The sequence below is a fragment of the Gracilibacillus oryzae genome (genome assembly GCF_009498735.1).
In the GTDB taxonomy this organism is placed as follows: domain Bacteria; phylum Bacillota; class Bacilli; order Bacillales; family Amphibacillaceae; genus Gracilibacillus; species Gracilibacillus oryzae.
In genome coordinates this window covers 142,757-168,587 of record NZ_ML762427.1, presented here as the reverse complement: position 1 = coordinate 168,587, position 25,831 = coordinate 142,757, and the positions used below count along the sequence as shown (strand labels likewise).

Here is a 25,831-nt window from a genome sequence, read left to right as displayed (position 1 = left end):
GACAAAATGATGAGTTACAATGTTAAAGATTTAACGGAAAAATATGGGGAAAAGATTGATGTTATTGTGGATCAGAATGATACGAATGCTCAAGGTGAGAAGGTTTACCCGTCATTACAAAAGGCCTTAAATGCAATAGGGGGAGATTCTGCTGTTATTTATATTGCAAAAGGCGTTTATCATGAAAAAATAGACATATCAAAACCCAATGTGACCCTTATTGGTGAGGATCGGGGTGAAACAATCCTGACTTTTGATGTGGCAAGTGGCTCGGAGAAAGCAGACGGAACAACATATGGCACATTTGATAGTGCCAGTGTCATTGTAAGAGCACAGAACTTCTCTGCATATAATGTAACATTTGAGAATGGTTTTGATTATATGACAGAATATTTCAAATCAGATGATGATCCGACGAAAGTCCCGCACTTACAAGCAGTTGCGTTTCGGACAACAGATCAAAGTGATCAGGTGAAATTAGAAAACTGCTGCTTCAAAGGCAATCAGGATACCCTGCTTGTTGACAGAGGAACGCACTATTTTAAAGACTGTATCATTGAAGGAAATGTCGACTTTATTTTTGGCGCAGGGCAAGCCGTATTCGAAACATGTGACATCATTTCCTTAGATAGAGGCGATTCTTTCCATAATGGTTTCATAACAGCTGCAAGTACCTCCATAGACACACCTTATGGATATATTTTTGAATCATGTAATCTATTAAAAGAATCTGCTAAAATGAGTAATGAAACCGTTTATTTAGGCAGACCATGGCATCCTGGAGGAGATCCAAATGCAGAAGCTAGTGTCTTATTCTATCAATGTAAGATGGATGCCCATATTAAGCCAGATGCATGGACAGAGATGGGCGGCTTCTCCCCGATGGATGCAAGATTGTATGAATATGAGAGCACAGGTGCTGGGGCGGCAGTCAGTCAGAATAGAAGAGTACTGAATGAAGAAGAGGCGGAAGCTTTTCGCGATCATTTAAGAAACCGTTGTGTAAGATAGTAAAGAGTAAAGGGGTGATCAGCTGTTGAATGAAACCGGACAACAAACGTCACTGAAATTTCAGGATGAAGATGTACCAGGGTTTTTAATTCATTATAAAAAGGACCATTCTCCAATGCCGATCTTTCATCGCCATTTTGGTTATGAAATTGTATGGCTGAAGGATGGAGAAGCATTGTATGTATTTGAAGAGAAAGTGTACCGTCTAAGGAAAAATACAATTCTAATTTTTAAAAGCTCGGAGTTTCATCGTGTAAGCTTGAAAGAAGACGTTGCTTATGAACGAGTTGTGGTTATGTTCACGGAGGATTTTCTCTCCTTTGATCACCCTGTTTTAATGAAGTTTTACGATTTTCTTGATCAGCTGCCATCACCAAACTTTTTACTGGACTTGTTTGTGTGGCATACAGAAAAACTGCAAAACATTATCGATAACTTATTGGCTGAGGACCAGAATGAAGAGAGGTGGCAGCAAAAAGCCGCTCTTGAGTTGTATTTGTTAGAATTGCTATTATTTCTTTGCAGGGAAATTAAAGATGCAAATAAGCGGGAACATCCATTAACCTTTGAGCAGCAGCAGGAAAATCCAGTCGCTTTGCATGATAAAATTATCCAGGAGATTAATGAAGTGTGGAATACCGATTGGAATCTAGTAGAGATGGCGGAGAATTTACACGTAAGTAAATACTATCTCTCCCACTTTTTCAAAAAGGAATTCGGTGTAACCATCCAAGAATATATTTTCCAGAGAAGGCTGTTTGAAGCGAATAAACTGTTAACAGATACTGAAAAGCCTGTTCATCAGATTGCAGAATATGTTGGATTTATGTCTGCGTCCAGTTTCATCAGGAAATATAAAGACAGAACAGGAATAACGCCTAATCAGTTTAGAAAAAATAATGCTCATAATCCAAATATCATGAAGTGAATTTCTAAATAATATCGCAAAAGAGAAGTATGCGCCATTAGGGGTATACTTTTCTTTTTTTGGTGTGTATAATACCAATGATAAAGGTATAGAAAGGATATAATAATAATGCGAAAATTGCTTTATTTTCTAATAACATTATTTGTTGTCGTTCTATTAAGCGCTTGTGGCCAAGGCCAGCAGAACACAACAGATAATAATACAGCGGAACAGGTTGAAATAAAAGATGGAGAAAAGCCTGTTGTAACAATGGTGATGGATAATGGAGGAGAGATCGTTATCGAACTGTATCCGGAAGTTGCACCGAAAACGGTAGAAAACTTTGTTCAATTAGTTGAGCAGGGATTCTATGATGGATTAACCTTCCACCGAGTGATACCTGGATTTATGATTCAGGGTGGTGATCCAAGCGGGGACGGTACAGGTGGTTCTGGTGAAACCATACCAGGCGAATTTGAAAGCAATGGATATGACAATCCGCTTCTTCATGAAGAAGGAGTGATTTCGATGGCAAGAAGTCAGGATCCGGATTCGGCAAGTTCCCAATTTTTTATTATGGATGCCGACTCGCCGCATTTAGATGGTGACTATGCTGCATTCGGCAAGGTTATCAGCGGAATGGAAGTTGTGCATGAGATTGCCAATGTAGAGCGAGGACGTAATGATAAACCTGTAGATGATCAGGTAATCAGTCAAATGACGGTAGAATTAACTCAGGAATAACGGACGTGCATTTAATATAGGAAGAGATATGTAAAGGAAGAAGGGGGAAAAAGTTTGACTTCAAATGTAGAGACATATGTGACAAGAATTGAAGAACTTGATCGAAAAGGTTCCGGCCGCTCTGTTGTATGGCGTGATGTCGGCAAAGAAAATCCGAAGAAATTAAAGTTAAACGTTCCACAAACATTAGTTGGGGAGAAGGTCAGGGTAACGGTTGAAAATCCGCGGAAGTGGGCAATTGTGAAGCCTGATGAACTGATGGAAACACACCCGGAGCGTGTAGAAGCACCTTGTCCGCACTTTGAACGATGCGGTGGCTGTGTTTGGCAGCATTGGTCTTATCAAGGACAGTTGAAAGAGAAAACCGATCATGTCAAAAGGGTAATTGATGAGCAAGGATTTAATGCCGAGCTTGTAAAAGATGCTATTGGGATGGACAATCCTTGGCATTACCGGAATAAGATGGAATTTACTTTTGCGAAAGACGGGTCGCTTGGACTTCATGAGGCAGGAAACTTTCGGGAAATTATTTCACTAGAAACGTGTTTAATCGCAGGCAAGGAAATGGTAGAGGCAACAATGGAAGTAGCTAGATGGGCAAAAGACCATCACTTGTCAGGCTATGATAAGGATACACATGAAGGCTTACTAAGACATTTAATGGTGCGCCAGTCCTTTGTAACAGGGGAGATTATGTTAGGATTATTTGCAACAGAATCACCTGATGGGAAATTAGCGGAAGCTTCTGCTGATTTAATTGCACGCATTACAGACCAATTTCCACAGGTGAAGAGTTTGTTATGGCTGGAAAACAGGGATTGGGCGGATCGGACGCAATCAGAGAATACACATGTATTAGCTGGACGTGATTTTATTTATGATGAAATGCTTGGTTATCGCTATCGTCTCTGGTTTGATACTTTCTTCCAGACAAATCCGCTGCAGGCACAGAAACTTGTAGAGTTAGCATTAGAAATGTCAAAACCGACAAAGCAGGATAAAGTAATTGATTTATTCTGTGGTGTAGGTACTTTTTCACTGCCATTTGCTAGCGTTTCTGGTGAGCTTGCCGGGATAGAAATTGTCGAATCATCGATAGAGTCGGCCAAACGAAATGCGAAGGATAATGGCATTTCCAATACGCATTTTTTGGCGAAAGATGCGAGACGAGGCATTGATCAGATACTGGAATCATTTGGTGTTCCGGATTTACTGCTGCTTGATCCTCCACGCTCAGGTGCAGGCGGTAAAGTGATGCGCCGGATTGGACGGGCTCAACCAAAGCAAGTAGTTTATGTATCTTGTAATCCAGACACTTTTGCAACAGATATAAAGGAATTGGCGGAGTTTGGTTATGAATTGAAGCAGGTACAGCCAGTCGATTTATTTCCTCATACCGTGCACGTGGAGTGTGTGGCACAGCTGGTTTTAAAGGATGAGTGAGGGGTGTTATAACCCCTCCACATGCTTTTCAAAAGCGTAGAAACTCTTCGTTGTTAAAGTATGAAAGTTTAAATGCGTATTTAGTTGTCCTAAGATGGCAGAGATAATAATAGCTGATTGTATTTCGACATTAGCTTTATTAGTCTCTGCTTTTTCTATTTCTAATTGTTGTCACTTTTCCTGCATTATATTAACAAACTCATCATAGTTCTGTTTTAAAATCCTCAAATATAAACCTCTGGAAAATATTACGCTGTGACTTAAATATACTTGGTTATCGTGGTAAGGCAGATATAATCTTCTCAATTCCTTTCTCTAATAGATGTCGGTATAAAGTAAGCAATTGTAGCAGAAAGAAAAGCAATAAGTAATGTAAGTAAAAAGGAAGTAAGACTACTATTAATAGTAGTTTCCTGAGATAAATTACCTCTCAAATTCCAAGCCTCTGCCATATCTGGAGTAAATGTGAATGTAAGAAGTATTCCGGACAAAACGTGGAATATTAAAAACAGTAATATAAAACTAATGGCAAAAATAAAATATTTCTTCACTTTTGACACCCCCTAATTTCATTAGTAAGTAATATCTTCCTACGAATGGGATAGAAAAAAGGTTTCGCTATTCCACTAAAGAGCGTTTGATGAATAAGCCTTTTCTAATGTCTCTCGAGGATAAACTAACAAATACAAACATATCGAAGGATGAATTTCAGGATCATGTTTAGTTATTTTGTTGCAGAAATTGATTATTTCATCAAAGGAATGGTTGGTTATTGATGGATTTATTATAACCATTTTTCCTTTTTATCCATAAAATTGCAGTTAAGACGAGAAAATAATGAAGAAATTTTTGATATACGAAAACAAAAAAACGAATTAGCATACTGAATAAAGGAATTTAATGTTAAACTAAAAGTAAAAACTTTATAAGCAAACGGGAGGATATACGCTATTGGAACTAAATAAAATTAGAAACGAATTGTCTGTAAAAGGAAAAAATGGAATGGGGTTTTTGTTGTCAGCTGTTGTAATCTGGTCAATAATTACAATTATTTTCTTACAATCACTAGACATCCAACAGAAAAACATATTTATGCTGTTTTCAACAGGTTTAATGTTCCCTCTGTCGGTAGCGATGTCTACTTTATTAAAAGTGGAATGGAAGTTCACAGACATTCCACTAGCTAAAATTGGATTATATTTGAACCTGGCGCAGATTATCTATTTTCCAATCCTCATCTGGGCAATAATAAAAAGTCCGAATGATGCAATAATGATTTTTGCAATTATAATTGGTGCTCACTTTTTTCCTTATGGATGGCTTTATAATACCAAATCTTATTATGTAATGGCTCCAGTAATATCAGTTTTGATTTTAGGTTTAGGTTTATTTTTAGATGGTGAAAACCTATGGTTAATACCACTGTCCATGGCTATTCTATTACTTATATTATTCATTTTGAATTACATAGATTATAAGAAAAAAGCTTAAGGATTATTTAATAGGAGCTAGAGTTGAAGATCAATACGGATCAGTGGCTCTAGCTCCTTTTTTCACGGATAAGAGTACAAAGAATAAGTATTTAAAAAGCATTTGGAAAGTTTTATGAAACATGATAAATCATATTTGAATTTTGTGGATGTATTTATTCAAATGTAACTCTCGCAGCCTCCACAATATCTTTTCTTCTATAAACGCTCAATGTAAGGCCTAAAAGAGCAGAATTAATCAGCAGCATCGTTCCTCCATAACTAATGAATGGCAGGGATACTTCCATTATTGGAACAATTCCAAAGCACATCAGAATGTTCCAGCAGGCAGGAACAGCTACTAGAGCAGCACTGCCAATCACTAATAATCTTCCATAATGATCTCTTGTTTTAAAAGCATTCTTTGCTATTCTCGCAATAAATATCAATAATATCAGACATAATGCAATTCCAACTATCCAGCCAAGAGAGTATACGAGATAAGGAAAAGCGAAATCCGTATGTGGAGCGCCAAGAAAATCTATATCATTGGAGTTATTACCGAACCACCCTGCCTGCGAAATGGCGTTATGAATGGCAATGTATAAATATCCTGCTCCCTGTGGATCGGCTTCTGGATTGATAAAGCCAAGTAATCTGTCAGATAATTCTCCACTGATAGAATTAGTGATTACAATTCCAATGATAATTATACCCATTAGTATGTTGGGAATGGCTAATTTAATGGCTAATTTTTTTTGCACATGCGAGAAAGTAAACATCGCTATCACACTGAAAAAATAAATAATACTAACCATAAAATGCGGGATCGTCATAAAGAGAAAAATAGGAATCCAAAACAGTAAAAACAGTAATACTTGTTTTATCAAACTGTTGAACTCATTAATTCTGTTAAAGATACCAGTCCACGCAAGGAAAAATAAGAATAAGGTTATTGCTGTCCCGTCAAGGGTGATGCCGCCAAGAGAAATCCATCTCTGCGCCCCATTTACCTCAATTCCAAATACCCCTATATAAAAGTGCAATAGCAAACCACCACCATAGAAATACATCCACCAGTTCTTTAGTTTTCTGTAATCAAAGAAAAGAAAGCCAATAATCACAAGAACAGCGAGGATATACCAGATTGCCTGCCGCCCCATATAGTAAGATGCAGATAATGAGACATCAACAACTTCACCGCCTAACAGAAGAAAACTAAAGCTTGCCATAATAGCAAATAAAAAGATAAGAGCCCAATCCATTCTCGGCTTATGAAGCTGATTTAATTTCTCTCCAATGGTAAATGGATTTCCCATTTCCTGTATTGCCTTTTCCTGTGCATCTTCTTTAGAAAATTCCCTCTTTTGAAAGGATTGGCTCAGTTCTTGCAGGTGATTGGTGAGCTCATTTTTAATCATACTGTGAGCTTCCTTAGATTTTACTTTAGAGGTGACTTTGCTCAAAAATTCTTCAAATTTTGTTGTGCCCATAAAGACGCCTCCTCAAGTAAGTGTTTAAGAGATACAGGCTGATGTGAGTTATCTTGTTTGTAAGCAGCTAAGTATTTTTTTCCTTTAGGAGTTAACGCATAATGCTTCTTATTATCCGACCAACTCGATGTAAGAATTTCTTTATTTTCCAGCAGATGCAATAAGGTGTAAAGCTGGCCTTCGTTATTTTGGAAAATAAGCTCACCCTTTTGGAAAAGCTGGATGGAGATATCATAGCCTTGCATTGGCTGTTGTTGTACAGATCCCAATACCGCCATAATCGTTTCTGCCTTCCACGTATTATATTGCTGCTGGGATTGATTGCTGCGAATTGCCTCTTTTACTGCATTTTTTCGTTCATCTGAAAAAGAAAAATCCTTAAAAACTGTCTTTTTCATTGAATTCTTTAATTTCATTAATGGATCATTCAATTGTTAAACCTCCTTGATCATCCTGTCTTTTAGCAATTCTTTTGCCCGCTTTAACCTCGTTTTTATCGTATTAATATTAACTGAGGTGATTTTGCTGATTTCCGCTAAAGGTAGTTCTTCATAATAATGCAGATATACTATTTCTCTGTATTTCAAAGGTAAATTCATGACAGCATCTGTTAAACTGTTTTCTTCTATTTTTGTTATAATTTCTTTTTCTACATGAGTGGACTTAGATGGTATCCAATCCAAAATTTTATCGTTCAACATTATTTTTCGATAATGCCAGCTTTTTAAGTAGTCCTTACAATGGTTGATGGCAATGCGGTATAGCCAGGTTTTCATTGTTGCCTGTTGATTGAATTGATTTAACTTCTCATAACACTTTATAAAAATTTCCTGTGTCAGATCTTCTGCAGTCGTCCGGTTTTTCACATATGTATAAGCGAGGTGCAGGATATCGTCGCTATATTCATGCATTAGATGATCAATTATCTGTTCTCTCTCATCCATCATATTTTCTTCTGTCACCGCCATTAGCTCCAGTTCATTCATAAAATGTTTCACCTCCTCTTCCATTTTAGACGACACTAAGCTGCTTTTGGTTTGAAAAAGATTAAATTTATCGTTAAAAATCTAGTTTAGGGGGTAGTTATGATGAAAATACAGATTTGCCAAGTGAATGGGAATTCTCTAAACTCCCATTTACAACTGATTTGGAATGGAAATTGGGAAGGATGATTAAGAACTATACATCAAAGTAAAAGCTGTGCTTGTTGATTTTTAATGCGCAAGTTAAAAAAGCAGATACCAAAGAGAAGGTAGGCTGCTTTTAAACAATTATGGAAGGTTAAAGAGAGATTCCCCTGTTTTAAGCGGCAAAGCTGAGGATGACAGAAGCATTATATACAGTTTCTCTGTTATTTCAAAACAGTCCCCTTATCCACGATCACCACACAATTCTCATGCTGATGCAAAACAGATGCAGGGAATTCTTCTGTTATTTCCCCTTCAAGTAATTGGTTATAAGCCTCTTTTTTTGCCTCTCCAGAGACTAATAAGAGGATCTGTTTGCTTTGCATAATAGTCTCAATGCCAGCTGTAATGGCCTTTGTTGGAACTTGGTCAATCGTCTCAAAAAATCTGGCATTAGCTTCTCTTGTTGATTGATCAAGTGTGATAATATGAGTTCGTTCGGCAAATGAAGTGCCAGGTTCATTAAATCCAATATGACCATTTTCGCCAATTCCGAGAATCTGCAAATCAATACCGCCTGCATTCTTTATTGATTGCTCGTAATGGTCACATTCTTCCTGCAAGTCAGGTGCCATGCCATTAGGGATATGAATATTTGCCTCTTTTATATCAATATGCTGAAACAATTGCTCATTCATAAAATAATGATAGCTGTTGGGATTTGATGGGGTTAAGCCAACATATTCATCTAAATTAAATGTTGTCACGTTTTGAAAACTTAGTTGCTTCTCATTATAAAGATTGATCAATCCCTTATACAAGCCGATGGGAGTGGAGCCTGTAGCTAAACCGAGGGTAGCGTCAGACTTACCGTTGATTGTATCTGCAATTATTTCCTTTGCTATTTTGCTCATATTTGAATAGTTTTTCGCTTTCATAATCTTCATGTTTTCACCCCTTATAAGCAATTTCCCCATGGCAGATGGTATAAGCTATGTTCCAATGGTCATCCACGATGAGAATATCGGCATCTTTTCCTGTCTTAATAGATCCTTTTTTCATTAAAACATTCGCTCGTTTAGCTGGATTGGTTGATGTCATTTTAATAATACCTTCCATGGTTGCATTGGTTAGTTCTACTATGTTTTTCACTGCGTCAATCATCTTTAATGTACTGCCGGCAAGTGTTCCATCGGCCAGAACGGCCCTGTTATTCTCTACCGTAACTTGCTGCCCGCCTAAATCGTATGTTCCATTCTGCAGTCCTTTGGCGCGCATGGCGTCTGTGATTAGCAGTAACCGGTCACTGCCGATATTCTGATAAACCATTTGCAGCATTTCTTCAGATAGATGAACTTTATCAGCAATTACTTCTGCATACATATTATCCAGCATAAATGCAGCACCTACTGCACCAATGTCGCGGTGGTGAATCCCATTCATTGCATTACAAAGGTGGGTTAACTGTGTGACGCCTGACTCTGCCGCCTGTTTAATTTGAGCAAAGCTGGCATCTGTATGACCAGCTGACATATTGACAGATTGATTGCTCAAATACTCCATGAATTTATCCGCCTTATCTAATTCTGGTGCAAATGTAATTGTCTTAATTAATCCTTGTGCGTCCTCTTGCCATTCTTTAAAAATATCAATGTCAGGAGGGGAAATATAACGATGTGGTTGAGCTCCTGCTTTTGCTTTTGAAATAAAGGGGCCTTCTAAGTGAATCCCGATTATTTCGGCAACACTGCTCCTGTTTCGGTAATTTGCTATGTTATGTAGTGCTTTTTTTATTTGATCAGGTGACTGTGTGATCGTTGTCGCAAGAAAGCTTGTTGTTCCCTCGGACGGCAATTTAGTTGCCATCATATCAAGTGCTTCAGGCGTTGCATCCATCACATCAACACCATAGGCACCATGGATATGCCCATCAATAAATCCTGGAATTACTTTCATTCCATTGGCGTTAATAACATGTTCCACTTTTGCTGAAGAGATTTCCTGATCTGATATAAGAGCAATCTTTCCGTCCTTTAAAAGGATTGCACCTTGCTCTATTACTTTCTCTTCTGTGTAGATCCTTGCGTTGTATATCAGTGTTGTACTCATAGCTTCCCACCCCTTTCTGAAAATAATGTATCATATATATGTATAGTTGTCTATACATTTGTGCGTCTATACATATTATCATGTTTTTGTTAAAATGTTATCAATATTATTAAAGTAGAAAGTGAGCTGCAAATGATAGATAAAAATTCTCCGTTACCAATTTATTATCAACTGGAACAGGCAATTAGAGCACAGATCCAACAAGGTGAACTCCAGCCTGGCGAATTACTTCCATCTGAAAAAGCCTATACAGAAAAGTACAATATCAGCCGAATGACCGTAAGGCAGGCGATAAATAACCTTGCACAGGAAGGCTTGCTTGTGCGAATGAAGGGAAAAGGCACTTTTATCGCTGAGCAGAAGATTCAGCAAACATTAAAAGGAATCACCAGTTTTAGTGAAGAAATGAAGCAAAAAGGAAAAAAGGCAGCTTCAAGAATCATTACATTGGAAGAAGTGAATGCAAATCCCTATATCGCTGAAAAGTTAGATGTAGATAAGGACTCGAGCATTTGGAAATTAAAGCGAGTTCGTTTAGCTGATCAAATACCAATCGCTTTTGAAACTTCCTATATGCCAAAAAAGATAGTAGGAGAAATAAAAGAAGAAAATTTCGCTCAATCTTTTTATGACTATGTTGAAAATACCCTTCAATTGAAAATTACTCACGGAAACCAGGATATTGAATCAACACTAGCAGAAGAAGAGGATAAAGAATATTTAGAACTAGAAGAGGGTTCCCCTATATTATTAATTAACCGTTTAACATATGTTGATGGCAATAGACCATTCGAATATGTGAGAACAGCTTATCGAGCAGATAAATATAAATATAAATTAAGTTTGCCAAGGTAAAAGGAAAATGGTGGGCATTCTTTCTTCATTGCTATATAATGAAGAGTATAATCTAAAAAGGCAGGAATAGTTAATGGCGGAGGAAAATCAAAATATAACCAGAATTGAACTTGATGGAAAAGAATATATATTGATCGGGACAGCACACGTCTCGAAGCAGAGTGCAGAGCAAGTGAAGGAAGTTATTGAAAGAGAACAGCCAGATTCTATCTGTGTGGAATTAGATAAACAAAGATATGAGTCCATTGTAAATGGAGATAAATGGAAGGAAATGGACATCTTCCAAGTTATTAAAGAGAAGAAGGCCACATTATTGTTGATAAACTTGGCGATATCTTCTTTTCAAAAAAGAATGGCAGCACAGTTTGGCATAAAACCAGGACAGGAGATGATTCAAGGGATAGAATCAGCTGACGAGATTGGTGCTGAGCTTGTACTGGCAGATCGAAATATTCAAATTACGTTTTCGAGAATTTGGGGCAATATCGGTTTTAAAGGGAAAATGTCTTTATTAACCCAAGTGTTAGCAGGTGTTTTTTCAAAAGATGCCATAACAGAAGAAGAACTGGAAAAAATGAAAACACAGGATTCGATTGACAGTGTATTAAGTGAATTTACCAAAAGCTTCCCTAAATTAAAGGAACCATTAATTGATGAACGGGATCAATATTTAGCCCAGAAGATTAGAAAAGCACCAGGTGAGAAAATTGTGGCAGTATTGGGTGCGGCCCATGTGCCAGGAATTACAAAAGAGTTTCATAAAGAACATGATTTAAAGGCATTAACAAAATTGCCGCCAAAATCAAAAACACCGAAGATTATCGGCTGGGCAATCCCGCTTGTTATTATTGCATTAATTGCCTACACGTTTATAGCTAATCCAATGGACGGCTGGCAGCAAATCATGAGTTGGCTGATTTGGAACGGCGGTTTTTCGGCTGTAGGTGTTATCATTGGTTTAGGTCATCCATTAGCAGTGCTGACAGCATTAGTTGCTGCACCGATTACCTCGTTGAATCCGTTAATGGCAGCAGGCTGGTTTGCAGGTTTCGTACAAGCACTTGTCAAACGGCCCAATGTATCTGATTTTGAATCATTGTCAGAAGACGTTTTTACTGTAAAAGGGTTTTGGCGAAATAAGGTAACAAGGATTTTATTAATCGTCATTTTGGCAAATCTCGGAAGTACTGTTGGAACAATTATAGCAGGAACGGATATTCTTCGAGTATTCTTTGAGAATTTATAAAAAACAACACGAGAAAAAAGAAAAGAGCTTCCCGCAGGGGCAGCTCTTTTTTGCAGCTTGCAAATTAATAATATACTTCAAATTTCTCTGAAGAAATTAATTTTACTAACTTTATATTTTCTGTAGCTAATTGCGCATAGGTTACTTCATCTTGTGCATTGAAATAGTTGCCATCATTATACTCCAATAAACCAAATGAATTAGCCAGCGCTACATACCCGCGATATTCATCACTGATGTCGTCTGCACCTTCGAAGTCATATTGGAAAGTATCGTGTTGTTGAGCTACATATTCAAGTCCTAAAGTGTGTATATACCAAGCAGACAACTCTTCCGTTTTAATCGGTTCATCAACATCAAATGTACTGCTTTCTGTATCTAATATACCCATTTCAACTGCCTGGATTATAACAGGATACAGTGGATGGCTTTTTTCAATATTTGTGAATGGAGAGTCTGGTTGTTCTTCGAAATATGGATCTTCATATACATGGGTGATAGACTTTATTAAAATTTCTAAAGCCTCTCCTTTTGTAACAACAGCATCTCCATCAAAGTTATTAAGATCTTCAACAGAAATAATATTGTTGTTAATTAAGAAATTAAGTTCATCTTCGGCCCATTGGTGATTCACATGAATGTCTTGGTTCGTACCATCAGGTGATTCGATGTATGGAGCATATGTTTCCCATTCACCTGTAACCGCATTAAAGAACAATGGGTTGTCACTGTCGGCTCTTAAATAACTTAGCTTATATTGTAATGTTTGACTTTCTTCCTTCATGGAATCAGAATTCTCGTTGATATAATATAATTCAAGGTCAATTTTGTCCTTGATAGATTCTAGCGCATCTGCTTCATTGACTGCCTGATCTGCTGCTGGCCATTCTGTAATATTGGAGCGGTCTTTACTTAAAGATAATAAAGATCCGTCACTATTGGAAACACGTACACGAATACTGTCACCTTCTACGATAATGCCGTTTTTCACTCTCGGGAAATTGAAAGAGTAGTTGTCATTATAGGATCTGTACATATCATTACTAGTCACTGGATACGCATACTCTTCCATATTAACATAGGCATATTCCTGAATGTATTCTACCGCTTTTTCCAGGGCATCTTCTTTAGATATTTCTGTCTCAGCTTGCTCCGAGCCATTCGTTCCTGCTTCGCCATAAAAATCGAGCAGTTCACCCGTGTTTTTACTTACGGAAACAGCAGAACCAAATCCGCCGTTGTCATCCATGTACATATAGTTTACATCAAATACTTCTGTCCCGTCAGGATAGACTCTTTCGTAAACTTGCTCAATATGAAGAGTTTTCCCATCAACGGTCGGTTCCATTATCCCTTCTACTAATTGCCTTGCTTCTTCTTTTGTAATTGGTGCTGCTTCTTTTGAACTTCCTGTTAACATTTTCACTTGTTGTCCACTATCAGTAATTTCATCTGCATATTCGCCATTGATATAATATTTCCCATCCTTGGCAGATATCCCGTCAACTGTTGGAACTTCACGGTATGTCAGATAAGCTTTACTGCTGTTTCCTGTTGTATAATCTGGTAACACTATGTATTGCAGTTCGATGTTAAGCTCATCTTTTAACTTATTTAACAGGGTATTTTTATCAAGTATATTATTAGTAGATTCATATTGTGCGGATTCATGAGGATTGGAAGAACTAAATTGGCTTATCTCACCATTTCCATAGACGGAAAGATAAATACTTTTGTCTGTTACTGGAATATCATTTTCTAATCTGTTAAAAGTGAAACTATATTCAACTGGTTCTGTTAAAGGACGATTGGTCCCGTAATAATAGCGGTCTGCAGCGCTTTCATTCAGTTCGTAATCGCTCCCGTAACCTAGTTCATTTATAAATTCTACCGCAATTTCTCTTGCTTCTTCTTTTGATACTTCTGGAGGATAAAGTGCGTCAGAATTTTCCTGGGAGTGAAAACTGAAATGAGATAGTTCTAAATCTTCACTAGTAAATTCAAAATTAGCATTCATTGAATCTTTCGAGTAATAGATATTATAAAATTCAGTATTTTCTTCCTCGGGATAGTGAGAGTAGAATTCCATATGGAAATCTTCATCAGACCCTTCTGCAAACTTATCTGGGAACATTTCTTTAATTCTATCAATCAGTTGTTCTTTTGAGACATCCCCTTGTTCAGCTGCTTCCGTTATTTCTTCTACATCTTCTATAACTGTTGTTGTTTCTGTGGCTTCCGCTGCACTGACTTGTGAGGCTAAACCACTAAGTGCAATGACAGATGTGATGGATAGTGTGCTTGCGAGTTTCCATTTCATATAAATAATTCCTCCTTTTGGTATATTATACAATAGTATAACACAATATATTCCAATAATGACCAGAAAATAATAGTTTTATATAAAAAAGCATTAGATGGTAGATCACCTAATGCTGAGAGATTACAAGATATCGGCAAGTGCCCCTCTTATGGTAGGGAATTGAAATTCATAACCCGCTTTAAGCAGTCGCTCTGGTACTACCCATCTGCTTTTTAAAACAAGCTCTGATTCTGTTCGGATTACTGTTGCCCCTAATTCAAGCAATGGTCTTGGTGCGGGGAGCCCATAAGGACGATGCAATTCTTGTCTTAATGCATTCATGAAAACATAATTCTGTATAGGATTTGGTGAAGAGCAATTAAATGCTCCTTCTAAATCTGAACGGTCTTTTAAGAATAAGCAGATCTGAAACAAATCTTCTACATGAATCCAGCTAAACATCTGCTGACCATTCCCCTGAATGCCGCCAAGGCCGAATTTTACCAGGTTTTTATATGGTGTGATGACACCGCCATCTTGTCCTAAAACGATACTAGTGCGTAAGGCGACTTGCCTTGTATCCTGTAAATCAAAACTGAAAAATGCGCGTTCCCATTTTTGAGCTACTTCTACAGAAAAACCTGTTCCATATTCACCGTTCGCTTCTGTCATTGGGCGGTCTTCCGCATGGCGGTAGATGGTCGCTGTACTGGAATTAATCCATAGTTTTGGAGGGTTTGTACATTTTTTTATTGCATCACCCAACAGTCTTGTTGTACCAACACGTGATGTCATAATCTCATGTTTATTTTTCTCATTATATCTGCAATTGACAGATTTACCTGCTAGATTAATCACCATTTCCGCATTCTCTAGCGCCTCTGTCATACCAGCCTGATCATCCCATGTAATGGCTGACTTTCTTCTTGAAATGAAAACTACTTCATAATCTAATTCTTCCAGCTTTTCTTTGAAATATGTACCGATAAATCCTGATCCGCCTGCTAATACAACTTTTTGTTTCATTCTGCCACCTCCACTGTATTTCTGTATTTATCACAGAGCTAAACGTCATTAAACTTCTTCCTGATCAATGTCTTACTTTATTATAATATTAAATCCCTTCCTTGTAAAAAATGTCTGAAAATTTCAGGAAGATTTGATATAATAAAAAATTAATCAGGTCGATTTAAAAAGGAGGGTATGTTTATGGGGAAACGTGCGCTTATTAATATTGATTATACGTATGACTTTGTTGCATCTGACGGAGCGTTAACATGCGGTGAACCAGGACAGCAGATTGAAACAAAAATCACTGAAATTACACAGGCATTTATAGATTCCGGAGATTTGACCGTGTTTGCAATTGATGTTCATGATGAAGGAGATCCTTTTCATCCAGAAACTAATTTATTCCCGCCGCATAATATTCGTGGTACAAAGGGAAGAGAGTTATACGGAAGCTTAAAAGACGTCTATAAAGATAATAATCAGAAGAAACAAGTATATTATATAGATAAAACAAGATATTCGGCCTTTGCTGGAACAAATCTAGAACTTCTGCTTCGTGAAAGGAATATAAATGAGGTACACTTAATAGGAGTATGTACAGATATATGTGTATTACACACTGCGGTTGATGCCTATAACAAAGGTTTTGAGATCGTGATTTATCAAGATGCCGTTGCTTCCTTTAACCAGGCAGGCCATAAATGGGCGCTTGGACATTTTGCACAAACACTCGGAGCATCTGTGAAAGAATTTGGAGGAAAATAAAAAATGACTTACGAAGATGATAGCTTAATGCTGCATACCGATCTATATCAAGTAAATATGGCCGAAACATACTGGCGTGATGGGATGGCAAATAAAAAGGCAGTTTTTGAATTATATTTTCGCAAACTTCCTTTCGATAATGGGTATGCTGTATTTGCTGGTTTAGAAAGAGTTCTTGATTTTATTAATAATTTCGGCTTTACAGAAAGTGACCTAACCTATTTAAAGGAAATCGGCGGCTATGATGAAGATTTTCTCGAATATTTACGTACACTGCGGTTTAGCGGAACAATCAGGTCTATGAAAGAAGGCGAAGTGGTTTTTGCCAATGAGCCATTAATTCGTGTAGAAGCACCATTGGCAGAGGCACAGTTAATTGAAACACCTTTATTAAACATTGTGAATTATCAAACATTGATAGCGACAAAGGCGGCAAGAATCAAACATGTTGTCGGAGAAAATGTTGTGATGGAATTCGGTACAAGAAGAGCACATGAGATGGATGCGGCCATCTGGGGGACGCGTGCTGCGTTTATTGGAGGGTTCTCAGCAACCAGTAATGTAAGAGCAGGGAAACTGTTCGGCCTCCCAATAGCAGGGACACATGCACATTCCATGGTTCAGGCTTACAGAAGCGACTATGAGGCATTTAAGAAATATGCAAGTACCCATTATGATTGTGTATTTTTGGTTGATACGTACGATACACTTCGATCCGGTGTCCCTAATGCAATCAAAGTGGCAAAAGAATTCGGTGACAGAATTAATTTCAGGGGAATCCGTCTTGATAGCGGGGACATGGCTTACTTATCAAAGAAAGCGCGCAAAATGCTGGATGATGCAGGCTTCCGTGATACACAAATTATTGCATCAAATGACCTTGATGAATATACTATCCTTAATTTACAGGCACAAGGAGCAAAAATTGACATTTATGGTATTGGGACGAAGCTGATCACTGCTTATGATCAGGCAGCGCTTGGAGGTGTATATAAGTTAGTTTCAATTGAAGAAAATGGGGAAATGGTAGATACAATCAAAATTTCTGCAAATCCTGAAAAAGTAACGACACCTGGAAGCAAACGGGTTTATCGAATTATTAACAATGAAAACAAGCATTCAGAAGGTGACTATATTGCATGAAAAACCGGAAGATGAAGAGAGATTAAAGATGTTCCACCCTGTCCATACCTATATTAGTAAATTTGTGACTAACTTCACAGCTAAGGATTTGCACCTGGATGTTGTTGTTGACGGCAAAGTAAACTATCAATCACCAAGTCTGCAGGAAATCCAGGACTATGCCCGTGAAAATATGGGATTATTATGGGAAGAGTATAAGCGGACAATGAAGCCGGAGGAATATCCTGTTGATTTAAGTGAACTCTGCTGGGAGAACAAGATGGAGCGAATTCAGGAGATTAAAAGAAAAGTAAAAGGAATGGTCAATCATAAATAAAGGAGTTTGTTAAAATGCGTGCATTACAGAAAGAGATTATTGCAAATTTAAAAGTAAAACCGGAAATTGATCCACAGGAAGAATTTCGCCGCAGTGTAGACCTTATTAAAGCTTATTTGAAAAAACATTCGTTTCTAAAAGCGGCAGTACTGGGAATTTCCGGCGGACAGGATTCTACTTTAGCTGGTTATATATGCCAGACAGCAATCAATGAATTGAATGAAGAGACAGGTTCAGACGACTATCAATTTATTGCAGTAAGATTGCCATATGGAGAGCAAGCTGATGAAGCAGACTGTATTGATGCATTAGACTTCATTAAACCGAGTAAAACAGTACGTGTCAATATTAAAGCAGCAGTTGATGCAAGTCAGGCAGCTGTTGAAAAAGAAATTGGCTCAATCAGTGAATTTGTTAAAGGAAATACCAAAGCACGGGAAAGAATGAAAGTGCAATATGACATTGCAGCAGCAGTAAGTGGTGTTGTTATTGGAACGGACCATGCAGCTGAAGCTGTGACTGGCTTTTATACAAAGTATGGTGATGGAGCGGCAGACATTATCCCACTATACCGTCTGAACAAACAACAAGGGAAAGCAATTTTGAAAATGCTGGGCTGCCCGGAACACCTTTACTTAAAAACTCCGACTGCAGACTTGGAAACTGATAAACCGCAATTACCTGATGAAGTGGCATTAGGTGTTTCTTATGAGGTGATTGATGCCTACCTAGAAGGTAGAGAGGTATCAGAAAAAGATGCAGAAACAATTGAAAACTGGTATCTTAAAACAAGACATAAGAGAGAAGAGCCAATTAGTGTATTTGATGAGTGGTGGAAATGATCCTGTAGCTTGGAAGTAAAACATGCTGGGACAAAACAATTTTATTCGCATCAAGGCCCGAACATATCAAAAAAATGTGTTCGGGTTGTTCATATAGAAACGGGTTCCACTATCGCTCTCGTAAAATTTTTGTTCGCACCAATAAGTGCAATATCTACTCAAGTACACTTGTCTTCTTCACAGCAGAATATTTGTCGATAGTATGAAGATAAAGAACAAATCCATGACATCAGAGCATGAGATTTGTCGATAAAATGAAGATAAAGAACAAATCCATGGCACCAGAGCATGAGATTTGTTGATAAAACAGAGATAAAGAACAAATCCATGGCATCAGAGCAGAAGATTTGTCGATAAAACGAAGATAAAGAACAAATATTTATCAACAGAGCATAGATTTGTTCAATAAGAGATAACATATAACAGATATGCCAACAATCTATAATGCGGATAGGAAATTTGACATTTTCAGCTGTCTCGGCTCGCGCTATTTCCGCTATAGTCTGCGTATTTTGACTACGCTTAGTATGGGCGTTCAGGTCCTTGCTCATTTAGTATAAGATTGACGAATGGAACAGTAAGGTGTTATAATTATCTCGAAATCGAGATAATAAAGATAAAAGGAGATGTAAAACTATGAACGGACTGAAAGGGTTACATCACGTTACAGCTATTACGAGCAGTGCTGAAAAAAATTATCAATTTTTTACTTATATATTAGGAATGCGTTTAGTTAAAAAAACGGTTAACCAGGACGATATCCAAACATACCATTTATTCTTTGCTGATGATAAAGGAAGTCCAGGAACAGATATGACCTTCTTTGATTTTCCTGGTATTCCAAAAGGATCTCATGGTACAAATGAGATTTATAAAACATCGTTTCGCGTACCAAGTAATGAAGCTATCGAATATTGGGCCAAAAGATTTGATCGTCTTGAAGTGAAACATACGGGGATTATAGAGCAGTTCGGCAAGAAGACTCTGTCATTTGTTGATTTTGATGAGCAGAACTACCAGCTTATTTCTGATGAAAATAACACTGGTGTAGAGTCTGGAACCCCATGGCAGGATGGCCCCATCCCGTTAGAATATGCCATCACAGGATTAGGTCCGTTATTTGTCCGGATTCAGGATCTAAATTACTTTAAACAAGTAATGGAAAAAGTCCTGTTATTTAAAGAAGTTGCACAAGAAGGCTCCACCCACTTGTTTGAAGTAGGAGAGGGCGGTAATGGTGCTCAGGTTATTGTCGAGGAAAATAAAATCCTGCCAATGGCCCGCCAAGGTTTCGGGACAGTTCACCATGCAGCATTTCGGGTTGATGATAAGAAGACACTGCTGGATTGGGATGAACATTATCGTAAATTTGGCTTCCAGACATCTGGTTATGTTGATCGCTTCTTCTTCCAATCATTGTATACGAGAGTTGCCCCGCAGATTTTGTTTGAATTAGCTACAGACGGACCGGGATTTATGGGTGATGAGGATTACGAAACATTAGGCGAAAAGCTGTCACTGCCTCCTTTTCTTGAAGAAAAAAGAGAACAGATTGAAGGAATGGTACGACATATAGATACTGTAAGAAGTGATAAGAAATTCGAAAAGGAATACGAATAGATAAAAAAGGCTTTCTTTCCAAGATGGAAGAAAGCCTTTTTTATTACATAGCTTAAATTTATCAATACCCTTTTCTTATATAACTAAAACAGGTAAATCTTAACAATCTCTTTACAAAAATAGAGTATTCACTTAATATCCATTACTTACAATAAAGGAAGTGATTCGAATAGTAATACATAGGGGGAAATATTGTGAAAAAATTATGGTTATTACTTATTGCTGTTCTATTTGCAACAGTGTTAGCAGCATGTGGTAATGCAGAAGAAGGATCAGCAAATGAAGGAAACGATACAGAAGCAGAAACAACAGAAACGGAAACTAATTCTTCTGCTAGTGAAGAGGAGCCTGCTGAAGAGGCGGCAAATAAAGCAATCGACACATTATCCATTGATTTTGTCCCGTCAAGAGAGCCGGATGAAATTATTACGGCAACAGAGCCATTAAAAGAATTATTAAAAACAGAAATGGCGAACCTGGGATATGATATTGGCACAGTTGAAATCAATGTAGGTACAAGCTATGAAGCTGTTGGTGAAGGATTAGTAGCTGGAACAACGGATATCGGACTAATCCCTGGTGGGACTTATGTTCTTTATGATGATGGAGCAGAAGTAATCTTAACAGCAACACGTGCGGGATTAAATAATGATTCAGATAATGCAAAAGACTGGAATGAAAATAAACCGACAGAACCAAGTGATGAGCAGGTAACATATTATCGTGCATTAATGATTGCAGGCCCTTCTGCAAAAGGACAGGAACTTGCGGAAAAAGTAAATAATGGTGAAGAGTTAACATTTGAAGATGTAAACAGTGCGAATTGGGCTGTAATGTCAACATCCTCTCCAGCTGGATATATTTACCCTGCTATATGGCTTCAGAACAATTTTGAAAAAACAATTTCTGATTTAGACAATGCCGTTCAAGTAGATTCCTATGGAAGCGCGTTTGCAAGAATGGCACAAGAGCAAATTGATGTAATGGTAACATATGCTGATGCAAGAAGAGATAATGCGGAAGCATGGCAAGGAGAGTTTGGACGTGAAGGAACGATTTGGGACGAAACGAACGTTATTGGTGTAACACCAGGTATATATAATGACACAATCAGTGTTAGCAAAAACTCAGAAAAAATGACAGATGATGTAAAAGCAGCAATTCAACAGGCATTTATCAACATTGCAGAAACGGATGAAGGGAAAGAAGTTATCTCTATTTATAATCACGAAGGTTATCAAAAAGCAGAAAGCTCTGACTATGATAACGAACGAAAAGCACAAGAAATGGTCCAAAACATGAAATAATCAGGTGAATAAGATGAAAAAAGAGAACATCAGCCTGGTGTTCTCTTTTTCTCACGAATCTTTCAAAAGTAGATTTTCATCAACTAGAAGTAATTTTCTAATAACCGGAATGGAGTTTTAAATATGATTGAATTTATAAATGTAGATAAAGTTTATCCTAACAAAGTAAAAGCACTGCAAAATATTAATTTGAAGATTGGTAAAGGTGAATTTGTTGCCGTCATTGGTTTGTCAGGTGCAGGGAAATCCACATTAATCAGATGTATTAACAGGATGCACGATATTTCCAGCGGCCAATTAATTGTAGATGGCGTCGATGTGAAAAAGCTAAAAGGGAAAGAGATTCGTAAATTCCGCAGAAGAATTGGGATGATCTTTCAATCTTTTAATCTTGTGACAAGAACTACTGTCATAAAAAATGTGCTTGTATCTTTTGTTCCTCAATTATCTTTTGTCCGAAAGATAACAGGCCTGTTTGCAAAAGAACAGAAAATAAAAGCACTAACTGCATTAGACCAGGTTGGCATTCTGGACAAGGCATATGTCAGGGTTGACCAGTTATCTGGCGGACAGCAGCAACGTGTAGCCCTTGCAAGAACATTGGCACAAAATCCGGATATTCTGCTGGCAGATGAGCCGATCGCCTCATTAGATCCAGTTACATCGAAACAAGTAATGGAGGATTTTAAACGAATCAACAGAGAGATGAATATCTCTGTAATTATGAACATTCACCATGTAGAGGTGGCATTGGAATATGCTGATCGAATTATTGGTGTAAGGGAAGGGCAAGTTGTTTACGACGGGAAGTCTGCAGATGTAACAGATGATGTGCTTGACCATATCTATAAAGGAAAAACAGAGGAAGTCATGGAAGAAGTAAAAGGAGAGCAGGCTTATGTATGACAAGATCTTTCCACCGAAGAAGATTCTTTTGCCTAATGGAAAAACAGTTTTGGAAAAAAGAACAAGAACACCGCTTATTCTTATTCTGATCGGAATCGGAATCATTTTATCATGCGAATTTACCAATTTTGATATGAACCAGTTAATCGATAGATGGGATGAGTTCTTTGTCATAATTGGTGAGATGATACCACCTAATTGGGAAAGTCTCCCAGATGTATGGACACCATTAATGGATACAATTAAGATGTCTCTGCTTGGCTCATTACTAGGGTCATTGGCTGCTATCCCTGTAGCATATTGTGCCGCATCCAATATTGTTTGCAGCAATGTGATCAACACAATTGCCAAAGTTTTTCTCAGCATTTTAAGAACACTGCCTACATTAGTTGCAGCATTAATTGCAACATTTATTTTTGGTTTAGGAACATTAGCAGGTACTGTGGCCATCTTTTTATTCACACTCGCTTATGTTGGTAAACTGCTGTATGAGCAAATTGAGAATGCTGGTATGGGGTCATTCGAAGCGATGGAATCCCTTGGTATGACTAGAGTACAAGCATTTCGTAATGCCATATTTCCGCAAATTCTGCCAAATTACTTATCCACATCCCTTTTCTGTTTTGAAGGGAATGTGCGCTATTCTGCGATCCTGGGATATGTTGGTGCAGGTGGAATCGGACTTTTATTAAAAGAAGGTATAGGCTGGCGTGATTATGCAAGTGTTGGAATGATTCTATTAGTACTTGTGATTACTGTTTTAGTTATTGAAACAGTTAGTGAATATTTCAGGAAAAAGTTAGTATAAAAGGGGCTTTACGAAATGAATTTAGTAGAAAAACAATTATATGCCGCACCAAAAAGGTACTGGTATTATGGTACATTATCTGTTCTTATCATTCTGCTGATTGCCTGGTCAGCTAGCACAGTCGACTTAAGTAATATAGAACAAAATGGCTGGTCAATAGCTGGCAGCATTTTAGCAGGGATTGTTACACCAGATTTAGAATTATTATTCACCTTTAATAAACAAGGTGTTGCATATTTATTACTTGAAACGATATCCATTGCTTTCTTAGGTACAATTATTGGTTCCATCTTAGCCATTCCTTTGGCGTTTCTTTCTGCATCCAACATTGTGCCAAAACCTGTAGCGTATTTGACACGATTACTGCTTATTTTTATTCGGACGATTCCAGCATTAGTGTATGGGTTGATGTTAATTCGTGTAACAGGACAAGGACCTTTTGCAGGGGTATTAACGATTGCCCTTATCTCCATTGGAATGTTAGCAAAATTGTATGTTGATGCAATTGAAGATCTAGATACAAGTATTCTAGAATCGATGACTTCAATTGGTTGTACAACATTTGAAAAAATTCGCTATGGAATTGTACCACAGTTATTTTCTGTCTTTTTGTCCATTATGATTTATCGTTTTGATATGAATTTGCGGGAAGCTTCTGTGCTTGGGTTAGTTGGAGCAGGTGGGATCGGTGCACCACTGCTTTTTGCAATGAATGCCTACAGATGGAACGAGGCAGGTTCTATTTTAATTGGACTGGTGATCTTAATCTTAATTGTTGAACTATCCTCCAATAAGATTCGGAATAAGTTAATTAGAGGATAAAAACGACAAATACATATACAAGTGTGTCACTAGGCAAATATATATTGTCAGCTCCTGCGGAGGAAATACTGTCATTTACCCAAGGATATGAGTGCGACATCTACTTTAGAAAAGCGCAAAGCGCCCGTTCTGCCCCGACAAGCTTAAGCGAAACTGCGACGTGGCGACCTTTGCCACATAGCAGGGTCGCTTAAGACCTCGAGGGGCAGGCGCTTGGAGCTAGACATCTCCGTTTATACTTTCTTATCTGTCAAGAGAAAACCCTGGGTATTGTCTACTTTACCATTGCAACACCCTCAGTCTCCGCGGAAGCATAAACCGATTCCTGTGGGTCTTAGGTTGTTGTTCAAGGCCACTGAAAAAAATATGATGTATCTTAAAAGAATAATGAAAAATGATGTAATAACAAAGAAGGGATCTCCTCAAATGGGTGGAAGCTCCCTTCTTTATTATTTGTTTGAAGGTTATCACAAATGTTTAGCCAAAGGAGCAGGAGATTTGTTGATAAGAGCCAATATCCAACGATCCGGACAGTAAATTTGGAGGACTTTTTCAGTGGCCTCTATATTGTTTGCTCAGTTTTTTTATGACGGTAAAAATACACCTCAATAGTAATAGGTATATCCTAACTTCTCCAAATCCATGAAATCCGTTATGCTTAAGATATTGTATACATAGACTCACTAAATAGGGGAGGCTGCTTTTGATGGGAAGGGTGAACATATCTTTAAGAAATCAATCATTTTATCTAGATTATTCACGTGGCTATGAAAATACGAAAGACATGGATAACTATCATTTGCACCAAGATTATGAGATTTTCTATTTACTTGAGGGTGAAAAGGTATTTCACGTGAATGGTATTGAGTTTATTGCTGCAAAAGGGAATTTAATCTTTATTGATAAAAATGTGTTACATAAATCATCTGTAAAGGATAGGAATTTCCAACGGCTTGTGATTAATTTTCGCGAAGAATTTATCGCGGAAACTGATTGCAAATTAATTGAAAAATTATTTAAAAATGGCCCTACGATGATTAAGATGAAGAATGAGCAGCAGCTGCACTATATATTCGAAAAAATGTTACATGAATATCATTTAAATGAAGAGAGAAGTGAACAATATCTTCGAATATTACTATCACAATTATTGATAGAATCTGAACGATCGCTTCAAAAGATAAAAGAGACTAATGCTGGTGTAAGATTAAATAAGGATTTTCCTGTAATTGACAAGATTATTACTCATATAAATGAACATTTTTATAAAGATATAAATTTATCTCAACTTTCTCATGAATTCTTCTTGCATGAACAATATATTAGTAAGTTGTTTAAACAAACAACGGGCTGCAGTTTTGTTGAGTATTTGAACGCTATTCGTATTAATGAAGCGAAGAGATTACTGGTAGAGTCAAAGATGAAGGTTGCACAGATTGCAAGGAACACAGGATATGCAAACCATGTGAATTTTTGGAGGGCATTTAAAAGAATGACAGGTGTATCCCCAAATGAGTACAGAGAGAAAAATACATAATTGTAAGCGTTTTATAGGAAAGAGGATAAAATTTGTAATCTTATCATT

The 25,831-nt window shown here is 37.5% G+C and carries 23 protein-coding genes and 1 pseudogene; 16 read left to right on the top strand and 8 right to left on the bottom strand.

What is annotated here, in order from left to right:
* Nucleotides 1-9: 9 nt before the first annotated feature.
* The 4 genes from F9U64_RS07680 to rlmD all read left to right on the top strand — a co-directional run bounded on the left by F9U64_RS07680 (nucleotide 10) and on the right by rlmD (nucleotide 4,105).
* A complete protein-coding gene (locus tag F9U64_RS07680; protein ID WP_153402426.1) occupies nucleotides 10-1,011 on the top strand; it encodes a pectinesterase family protein in 1,002 nt (333 codons plus the stop codon).
* 25 nt (nucleotides 1,012-1,036) lie between these two features.
* Nucleotides 1,037-1,939 (top strand): helix-turn-helix transcriptional regulator, encoded by a 903-nt coding sequence (locus F9U64_RS07675; protein ID WP_153402425.1) that lies wholly within the window; start codon nucleotides 1,037-1,039, stop codon nucleotides 1,937-1,939.
* A 108-nt stretch (nucleotides 1,940-2,047) separates the two neighbouring features.
* The gene (locus F9U64_RS07670) at nucleotides 2,048-2,662 is read left to right on the top strand and encodes a peptidylprolyl isomerase (protein ID WP_153402424.1); all 615 of its coding nucleotides are present in this window, start codon (nucleotides 2,048-2,050) and stop codon (nucleotides 2,660-2,662) included.
* A gap of 54 nt (nucleotides 2,663-2,716) precedes the next feature.
* Nucleotides 2,717-4,105, top strand: coding sequence for a 23S rRNA (uracil(1939)-C(5))-methyltransferase RlmD (gene rlmD / locus F9U64_RS07665; protein WP_153402423.1), 1,389 nt, complete (start codon nucleotides 2,717-2,719; stop codon nucleotides 4,103-4,105).
* Between the two features lie 302 nt (nucleotides 4,106-4,407).
* On the opposite strand, the gene F9U64_RS07660 is transcribed toward rlmD, so the two are convergent.
* Nucleotides 4,408-4,656, bottom strand: a complete 249-nt coding sequence (locus F9U64_RS07660; protein WP_153402422.1) for a hypothetical protein — start codon at nucleotides 4,654-4,656, stop codon at nucleotides 4,408-4,410.
* Nucleotides 4,657-5,056: 400 nt separating this feature from the next.
* On the opposite strand from F9U64_RS07660, the gene F9U64_RS07655 reads away from it, so the two are divergent.
* Entirely contained in the window at nucleotides 5,057-5,596 is a 540-nt protein-coding gene (locus tag F9U64_RS07655) for a DUF7010 family protein (protein ID WP_153402421.1), read from the top strand.
* Between the two features lie 154 nt (nucleotides 5,597-5,750).
* Here the strand turns inward: F9U64_RS07655 and F9U64_RS07650 are convergent, their stop codons facing one another.
* From F9U64_RS07650 to nagA, 5 genes are all read right to left on the bottom strand, one after another.
* Nucleotides 5,751-7,067: an FtsW/RodA/SpoVE family cell cycle protein gene (locus F9U64_RS07650; RefSeq protein WP_153402420.1), complete on the bottom strand. Its 1,317-nt coding sequence runs from the start codon at nucleotides 7,065-7,067 to the stop codon at nucleotides 5,751-5,753.
* Nucleotides 7,037-7,483 (bottom strand): PadR family transcriptional regulator, encoded by a 447-nt coding sequence (locus tag F9U64_RS07645; protein ID WP_228275620.1) that lies wholly within the window; start codon nucleotides 7,481-7,483, stop codon nucleotides 7,037-7,039. The genes F9U64_RS07650 and F9U64_RS07645 overlap by 31 nt, the downstream gene beginning before the upstream one ends.
* 18 nt (nucleotides 7,484-7,501) lie before the next feature.
* Nucleotides 7,502-8,053 carry a sigma-70 family RNA polymerase sigma factor gene (locus F9U64_RS07640; RefSeq protein ID WP_153402418.1) on the bottom strand — a complete coding sequence of 184 codons (552 nt, stop codon included), beginning with the start codon at nucleotides 8,051-8,053 and terminating at the stop codon, nucleotides 7,502-7,504.
* Nucleotides 8,054-8,418: 365 nt separating this feature from the next.
* Nucleotides 8,419-9,141 carry a glucosamine-6-phosphate deaminase gene (gene nagB, locus F9U64_RS07635; RefSeq protein ID WP_153402417.1) on the bottom strand — a complete coding sequence of 241 codons (723 nt, stop codon included), beginning with the start codon at nucleotides 9,139-9,141 and terminating at the stop codon, nucleotides 8,419-8,421.
* A 4-nt stretch (nucleotides 9,142-9,145) separates the two neighbouring features.
* Nucleotides 9,146-10,303, bottom strand: a complete 1,158-nt coding sequence (gene nagA, locus F9U64_RS07630) for an N-acetylglucosamine-6-phosphate deacetylase (protein ID WP_153402416.1) — start codon at nucleotides 10,301-10,303, stop codon at nucleotides 9,146-9,148.
* Between the two features lie 132 nt (nucleotides 10,304-10,435).
* Here nagA and F9U64_RS07625 point away from each other — a divergent pair, with 132 nt between their 5' ends.
* Nucleotides 10,436-11,158, top strand: coding sequence for a GntR family transcriptional regulator (locus tag F9U64_RS07625; protein ID WP_153402415.1), 723 nt, complete (start codon nucleotides 10,436-10,438; stop codon nucleotides 11,156-11,158).
* 73 nt (nucleotides 11,159-11,231) lie between these two features.
* Complete coding sequence (locus F9U64_RS07620) at nucleotides 11,232-12,404, top strand: TraB/GumN family protein (RefSeq protein ID WP_153402414.1); 1,173 nt, start codon at nucleotides 11,232-11,234, stop codon at nucleotides 12,402-12,404.
* A gap of 64 nt (nucleotides 12,405-12,468) precedes the next feature.
* On the opposite strand, the gene F9U64_RS07615 is transcribed toward F9U64_RS07620, so the two are convergent.
* Together F9U64_RS07615 and F9U64_RS07610 are read right to left on the bottom strand one after the other, a co-directional pair.
* Nucleotides 12,469-14,724, bottom strand: coding sequence for a PepSY1/2 domain-containing protein (locus F9U64_RS07615; protein WP_153402413.1), 2,256 nt, complete (start codon nucleotides 14,722-14,724; stop codon nucleotides 12,469-12,471).
* Nucleotides 14,725-14,847: 123 nt separating this feature from the next.
* Nucleotides 14,848-15,732 carry a TIGR01777 family oxidoreductase gene (locus F9U64_RS07610; protein ID WP_153402412.1) on the bottom strand — a complete coding sequence of 295 codons (885 nt, stop codon included), beginning with the start codon at nucleotides 15,730-15,732 and terminating at the stop codon, nucleotides 14,848-14,850.
* A 183-nt stretch (nucleotides 15,733-15,915) separates the two neighbouring features.
* On the opposite strand from F9U64_RS07610, the gene F9U64_RS07605 reads away from it, so the two are divergent.
* The 9 genes and pseudogenes from F9U64_RS07605 (at nucleotide 15,916) to F9U64_RS07565 (ending at nucleotide 25,783) form a co-directional block, all read left to right on the top strand.
* Nucleotides 15,916-16,482 (top strand): cysteine hydrolase family protein, encoded by a 567-nt coding sequence (locus F9U64_RS07605; protein WP_153402411.1) that lies wholly within the window; start codon nucleotides 15,916-15,918, stop codon nucleotides 16,480-16,482.
* 3 nt (nucleotides 16,483-16,485) lie between these two features.
* Nucleotides 16,486-17,941 (top strand): annotated as a pseudogene (locus tag F9U64_RS07600) (nicotinate phosphoribosyltransferase).
* A gap of 14 nt (nucleotides 17,942-17,955) precedes the next feature.
* The gene (nadE, locus tag F9U64_RS07595; RefSeq protein ID WP_153402410.1) at nucleotides 17,956-18,783 is read left to right on the top strand and encodes an ammonia-dependent NAD(+) synthetase; all 828 of its coding nucleotides are present in this window, start codon (nucleotides 17,956-17,958) and stop codon (nucleotides 18,781-18,783) included.
* Between the two features lie 636 nt (nucleotides 18,784-19,419).
* Nucleotides 19,420-20,403 carry a ring-cleaving dioxygenase gene (locus tag F9U64_RS07590; protein ID WP_153402409.1) on the top strand — a complete coding sequence of 328 codons (984 nt, stop codon included), beginning with the start codon at nucleotides 19,420-19,422 and terminating at the stop codon, nucleotides 20,401-20,403.
* Nucleotides 20,404-20,597: 194 nt separating this feature from the next.
* Nucleotides 20,598-21,710 carry a phosphate/phosphite/phosphonate ABC transporter substrate-binding protein gene (locus tag F9U64_RS07585; protein ID WP_153402408.1) on the top strand — a complete coding sequence of 371 codons (1,113 nt, stop codon included), beginning with the start codon at nucleotides 20,598-20,600 and terminating at the stop codon, nucleotides 21,708-21,710.
* A 123-nt stretch (nucleotides 21,711-21,833) separates the two neighbouring features.
* Complete coding sequence (phnC, locus tag F9U64_RS07580) at nucleotides 21,834-22,616, top strand: phosphonate ABC transporter ATP-binding protein (protein WP_153402407.1); 783 nt, start codon at nucleotides 21,834-21,836, stop codon at nucleotides 22,614-22,616.
* Nucleotides 22,609-23,424: a phosphonate ABC transporter, permease protein PhnE gene (gene phnE / locus F9U64_RS07575; RefSeq protein ID WP_153402406.1), complete on the top strand. Its 816-nt coding sequence runs from the start codon at nucleotides 22,609-22,611 to the stop codon at nucleotides 23,422-23,424. The genes phnC and phnE (F9U64_RS07575) overlap by 8 nt, the downstream gene beginning before the upstream one ends.
* 15 nt (nucleotides 23,425-23,439) lie before the next feature.
* Entirely contained in the window at nucleotides 23,440-24,246 is an 807-nt protein-coding gene (gene phnE / locus F9U64_RS07570) for a phosphonate ABC transporter, permease protein PhnE (RefSeq protein WP_153402405.1), read from the top strand.
* Nucleotides 24,247-24,952: 706 nt separating this feature from the next.
* On the top strand, nucleotides 24,953-25,783 hold the full coding sequence (locus F9U64_RS07565) for an AraC family transcriptional regulator (protein ID WP_153402404.1): 831 nt from the start codon (nucleotides 24,953-24,955) through the stop codon (nucleotides 25,781-25,783).
* Nucleotides 25,784-25,831: the final 48 nt, after the last annotated feature.

What these genes read in the sequence shown, in the direction of transcription:
- F9U64_RS07680 (WP_153402426.1), top strand. Translation starts at nt 10, where the DNA reads ATGAGTTACAATGTTAAAGATTTAACGGAAAAATATGGGGAAAAGATT.
- F9U64_RS07670 (WP_153402424.1), top strand. Translation starts at nt 2,048, where the DNA reads ATGCGAAAATTGCTTTATTTTCTAATAACATTATTTGTTGTCGTTCTA.
- F9U64_RS07650 (WP_153402420.1), bottom strand. Translation starts at nt 7,067, where the DNA reads ATGGGCACAACAAAATTTGAAGAATTTTTGAGCAAAGTCACCTCTAAA.
- F9U64_RS07645 (WP_228275620.1), bottom strand. Translation starts at nt 7,483, where the DNA reads ATGAAATTAAAGAATTCAATGAAAAAGACAGTTTTTAAGGATTTTTCT.
- F9U64_RS07640 (WP_153402418.1), bottom strand. Translation starts at nt 8,053, where the DNA reads ATGAATGAACTGGAGCTAATGGCGGTGACAGAAGAAAATATGATGGAT.
- nagB (WP_153402417.1), bottom strand. Translation starts at nt 9,141, where the DNA reads ATGAAGATTATGAAAGCGAAAAACTATTCAAATATGAGCAAAATAGCA.
- nagA (WP_153402416.1), bottom strand. Translation starts at nt 10,303, where the DNA reads ATGAGTACAACACTGATATACAACGCAAGGATCTACACAGAAGAGAAA.
- F9U64_RS07625 (WP_153402415.1), top strand. Translation starts at nt 10,436, where the DNA reads ATGATAGATAAAAATTCTCCGTTACCAATTTATTATCAACTGGAACAG.
- F9U64_RS07620 (WP_153402414.1), top strand. Translation starts at nt 11,232, where the DNA reads ATGGCGGAGGAAAATCAAAATATAACCAGAATTGAACTTGATGGAAAA.
- F9U64_RS07615 (WP_153402413.1), bottom strand. Translation starts at nt 14,724, where the DNA reads ATGAAATGGAAACTCGCAAGCACACTATCCATCACATCTGTCATTGCA.
- F9U64_RS07610 (WP_153402412.1), bottom strand. Translation starts at nt 15,732, where the DNA reads ATGAAACAAAAAGTTGTATTAGCAGGCGGATCAGGATTTATCGGTACA.
- F9U64_RS07605 (WP_153402411.1), top strand. Translation starts at nt 15,916, where the DNA reads ATGGGGAAACGTGCGCTTATTAATATTGATTATACGTATGACTTTGTT.
- nadE (WP_153402410.1), top strand. Translation starts at nt 17,956, where the DNA reads ATGCGTGCATTACAGAAAGAGATTATTGCAAATTTAAAAGTAAAACCG.
- F9U64_RS07590 (WP_153402409.1), top strand. Translation starts at nt 19,420, where the DNA reads ATGAACGGACTGAAAGGGTTACATCACGTTACAGCTATTACGAGCAGT.
- phnC (WP_153402407.1), top strand. Translation starts at nt 21,834, where the DNA reads ATGATTGAATTTATAAATGTAGATAAAGTTTATCCTAACAAAGTAAAA.
- phnE (WP_153402406.1), top strand. Translation starts at nt 22,609, where the DNA reads ATGTATGACAAGATCTTTCCACCGAAGAAGATTCTTTTGCCTAATGGA.
- phnE (WP_153402405.1), top strand. Translation starts at nt 23,440, where the DNA reads ATGAATTTAGTAGAAAAACAATTATATGCCGCACCAAAAAGGTACTGG.
- F9U64_RS07565 (WP_153402404.1), top strand. Translation starts at nt 24,953, where the DNA reads ATGGGAAGGGTGAACATATCTTTAAGAAATCAATCATTTTATCTAGAT.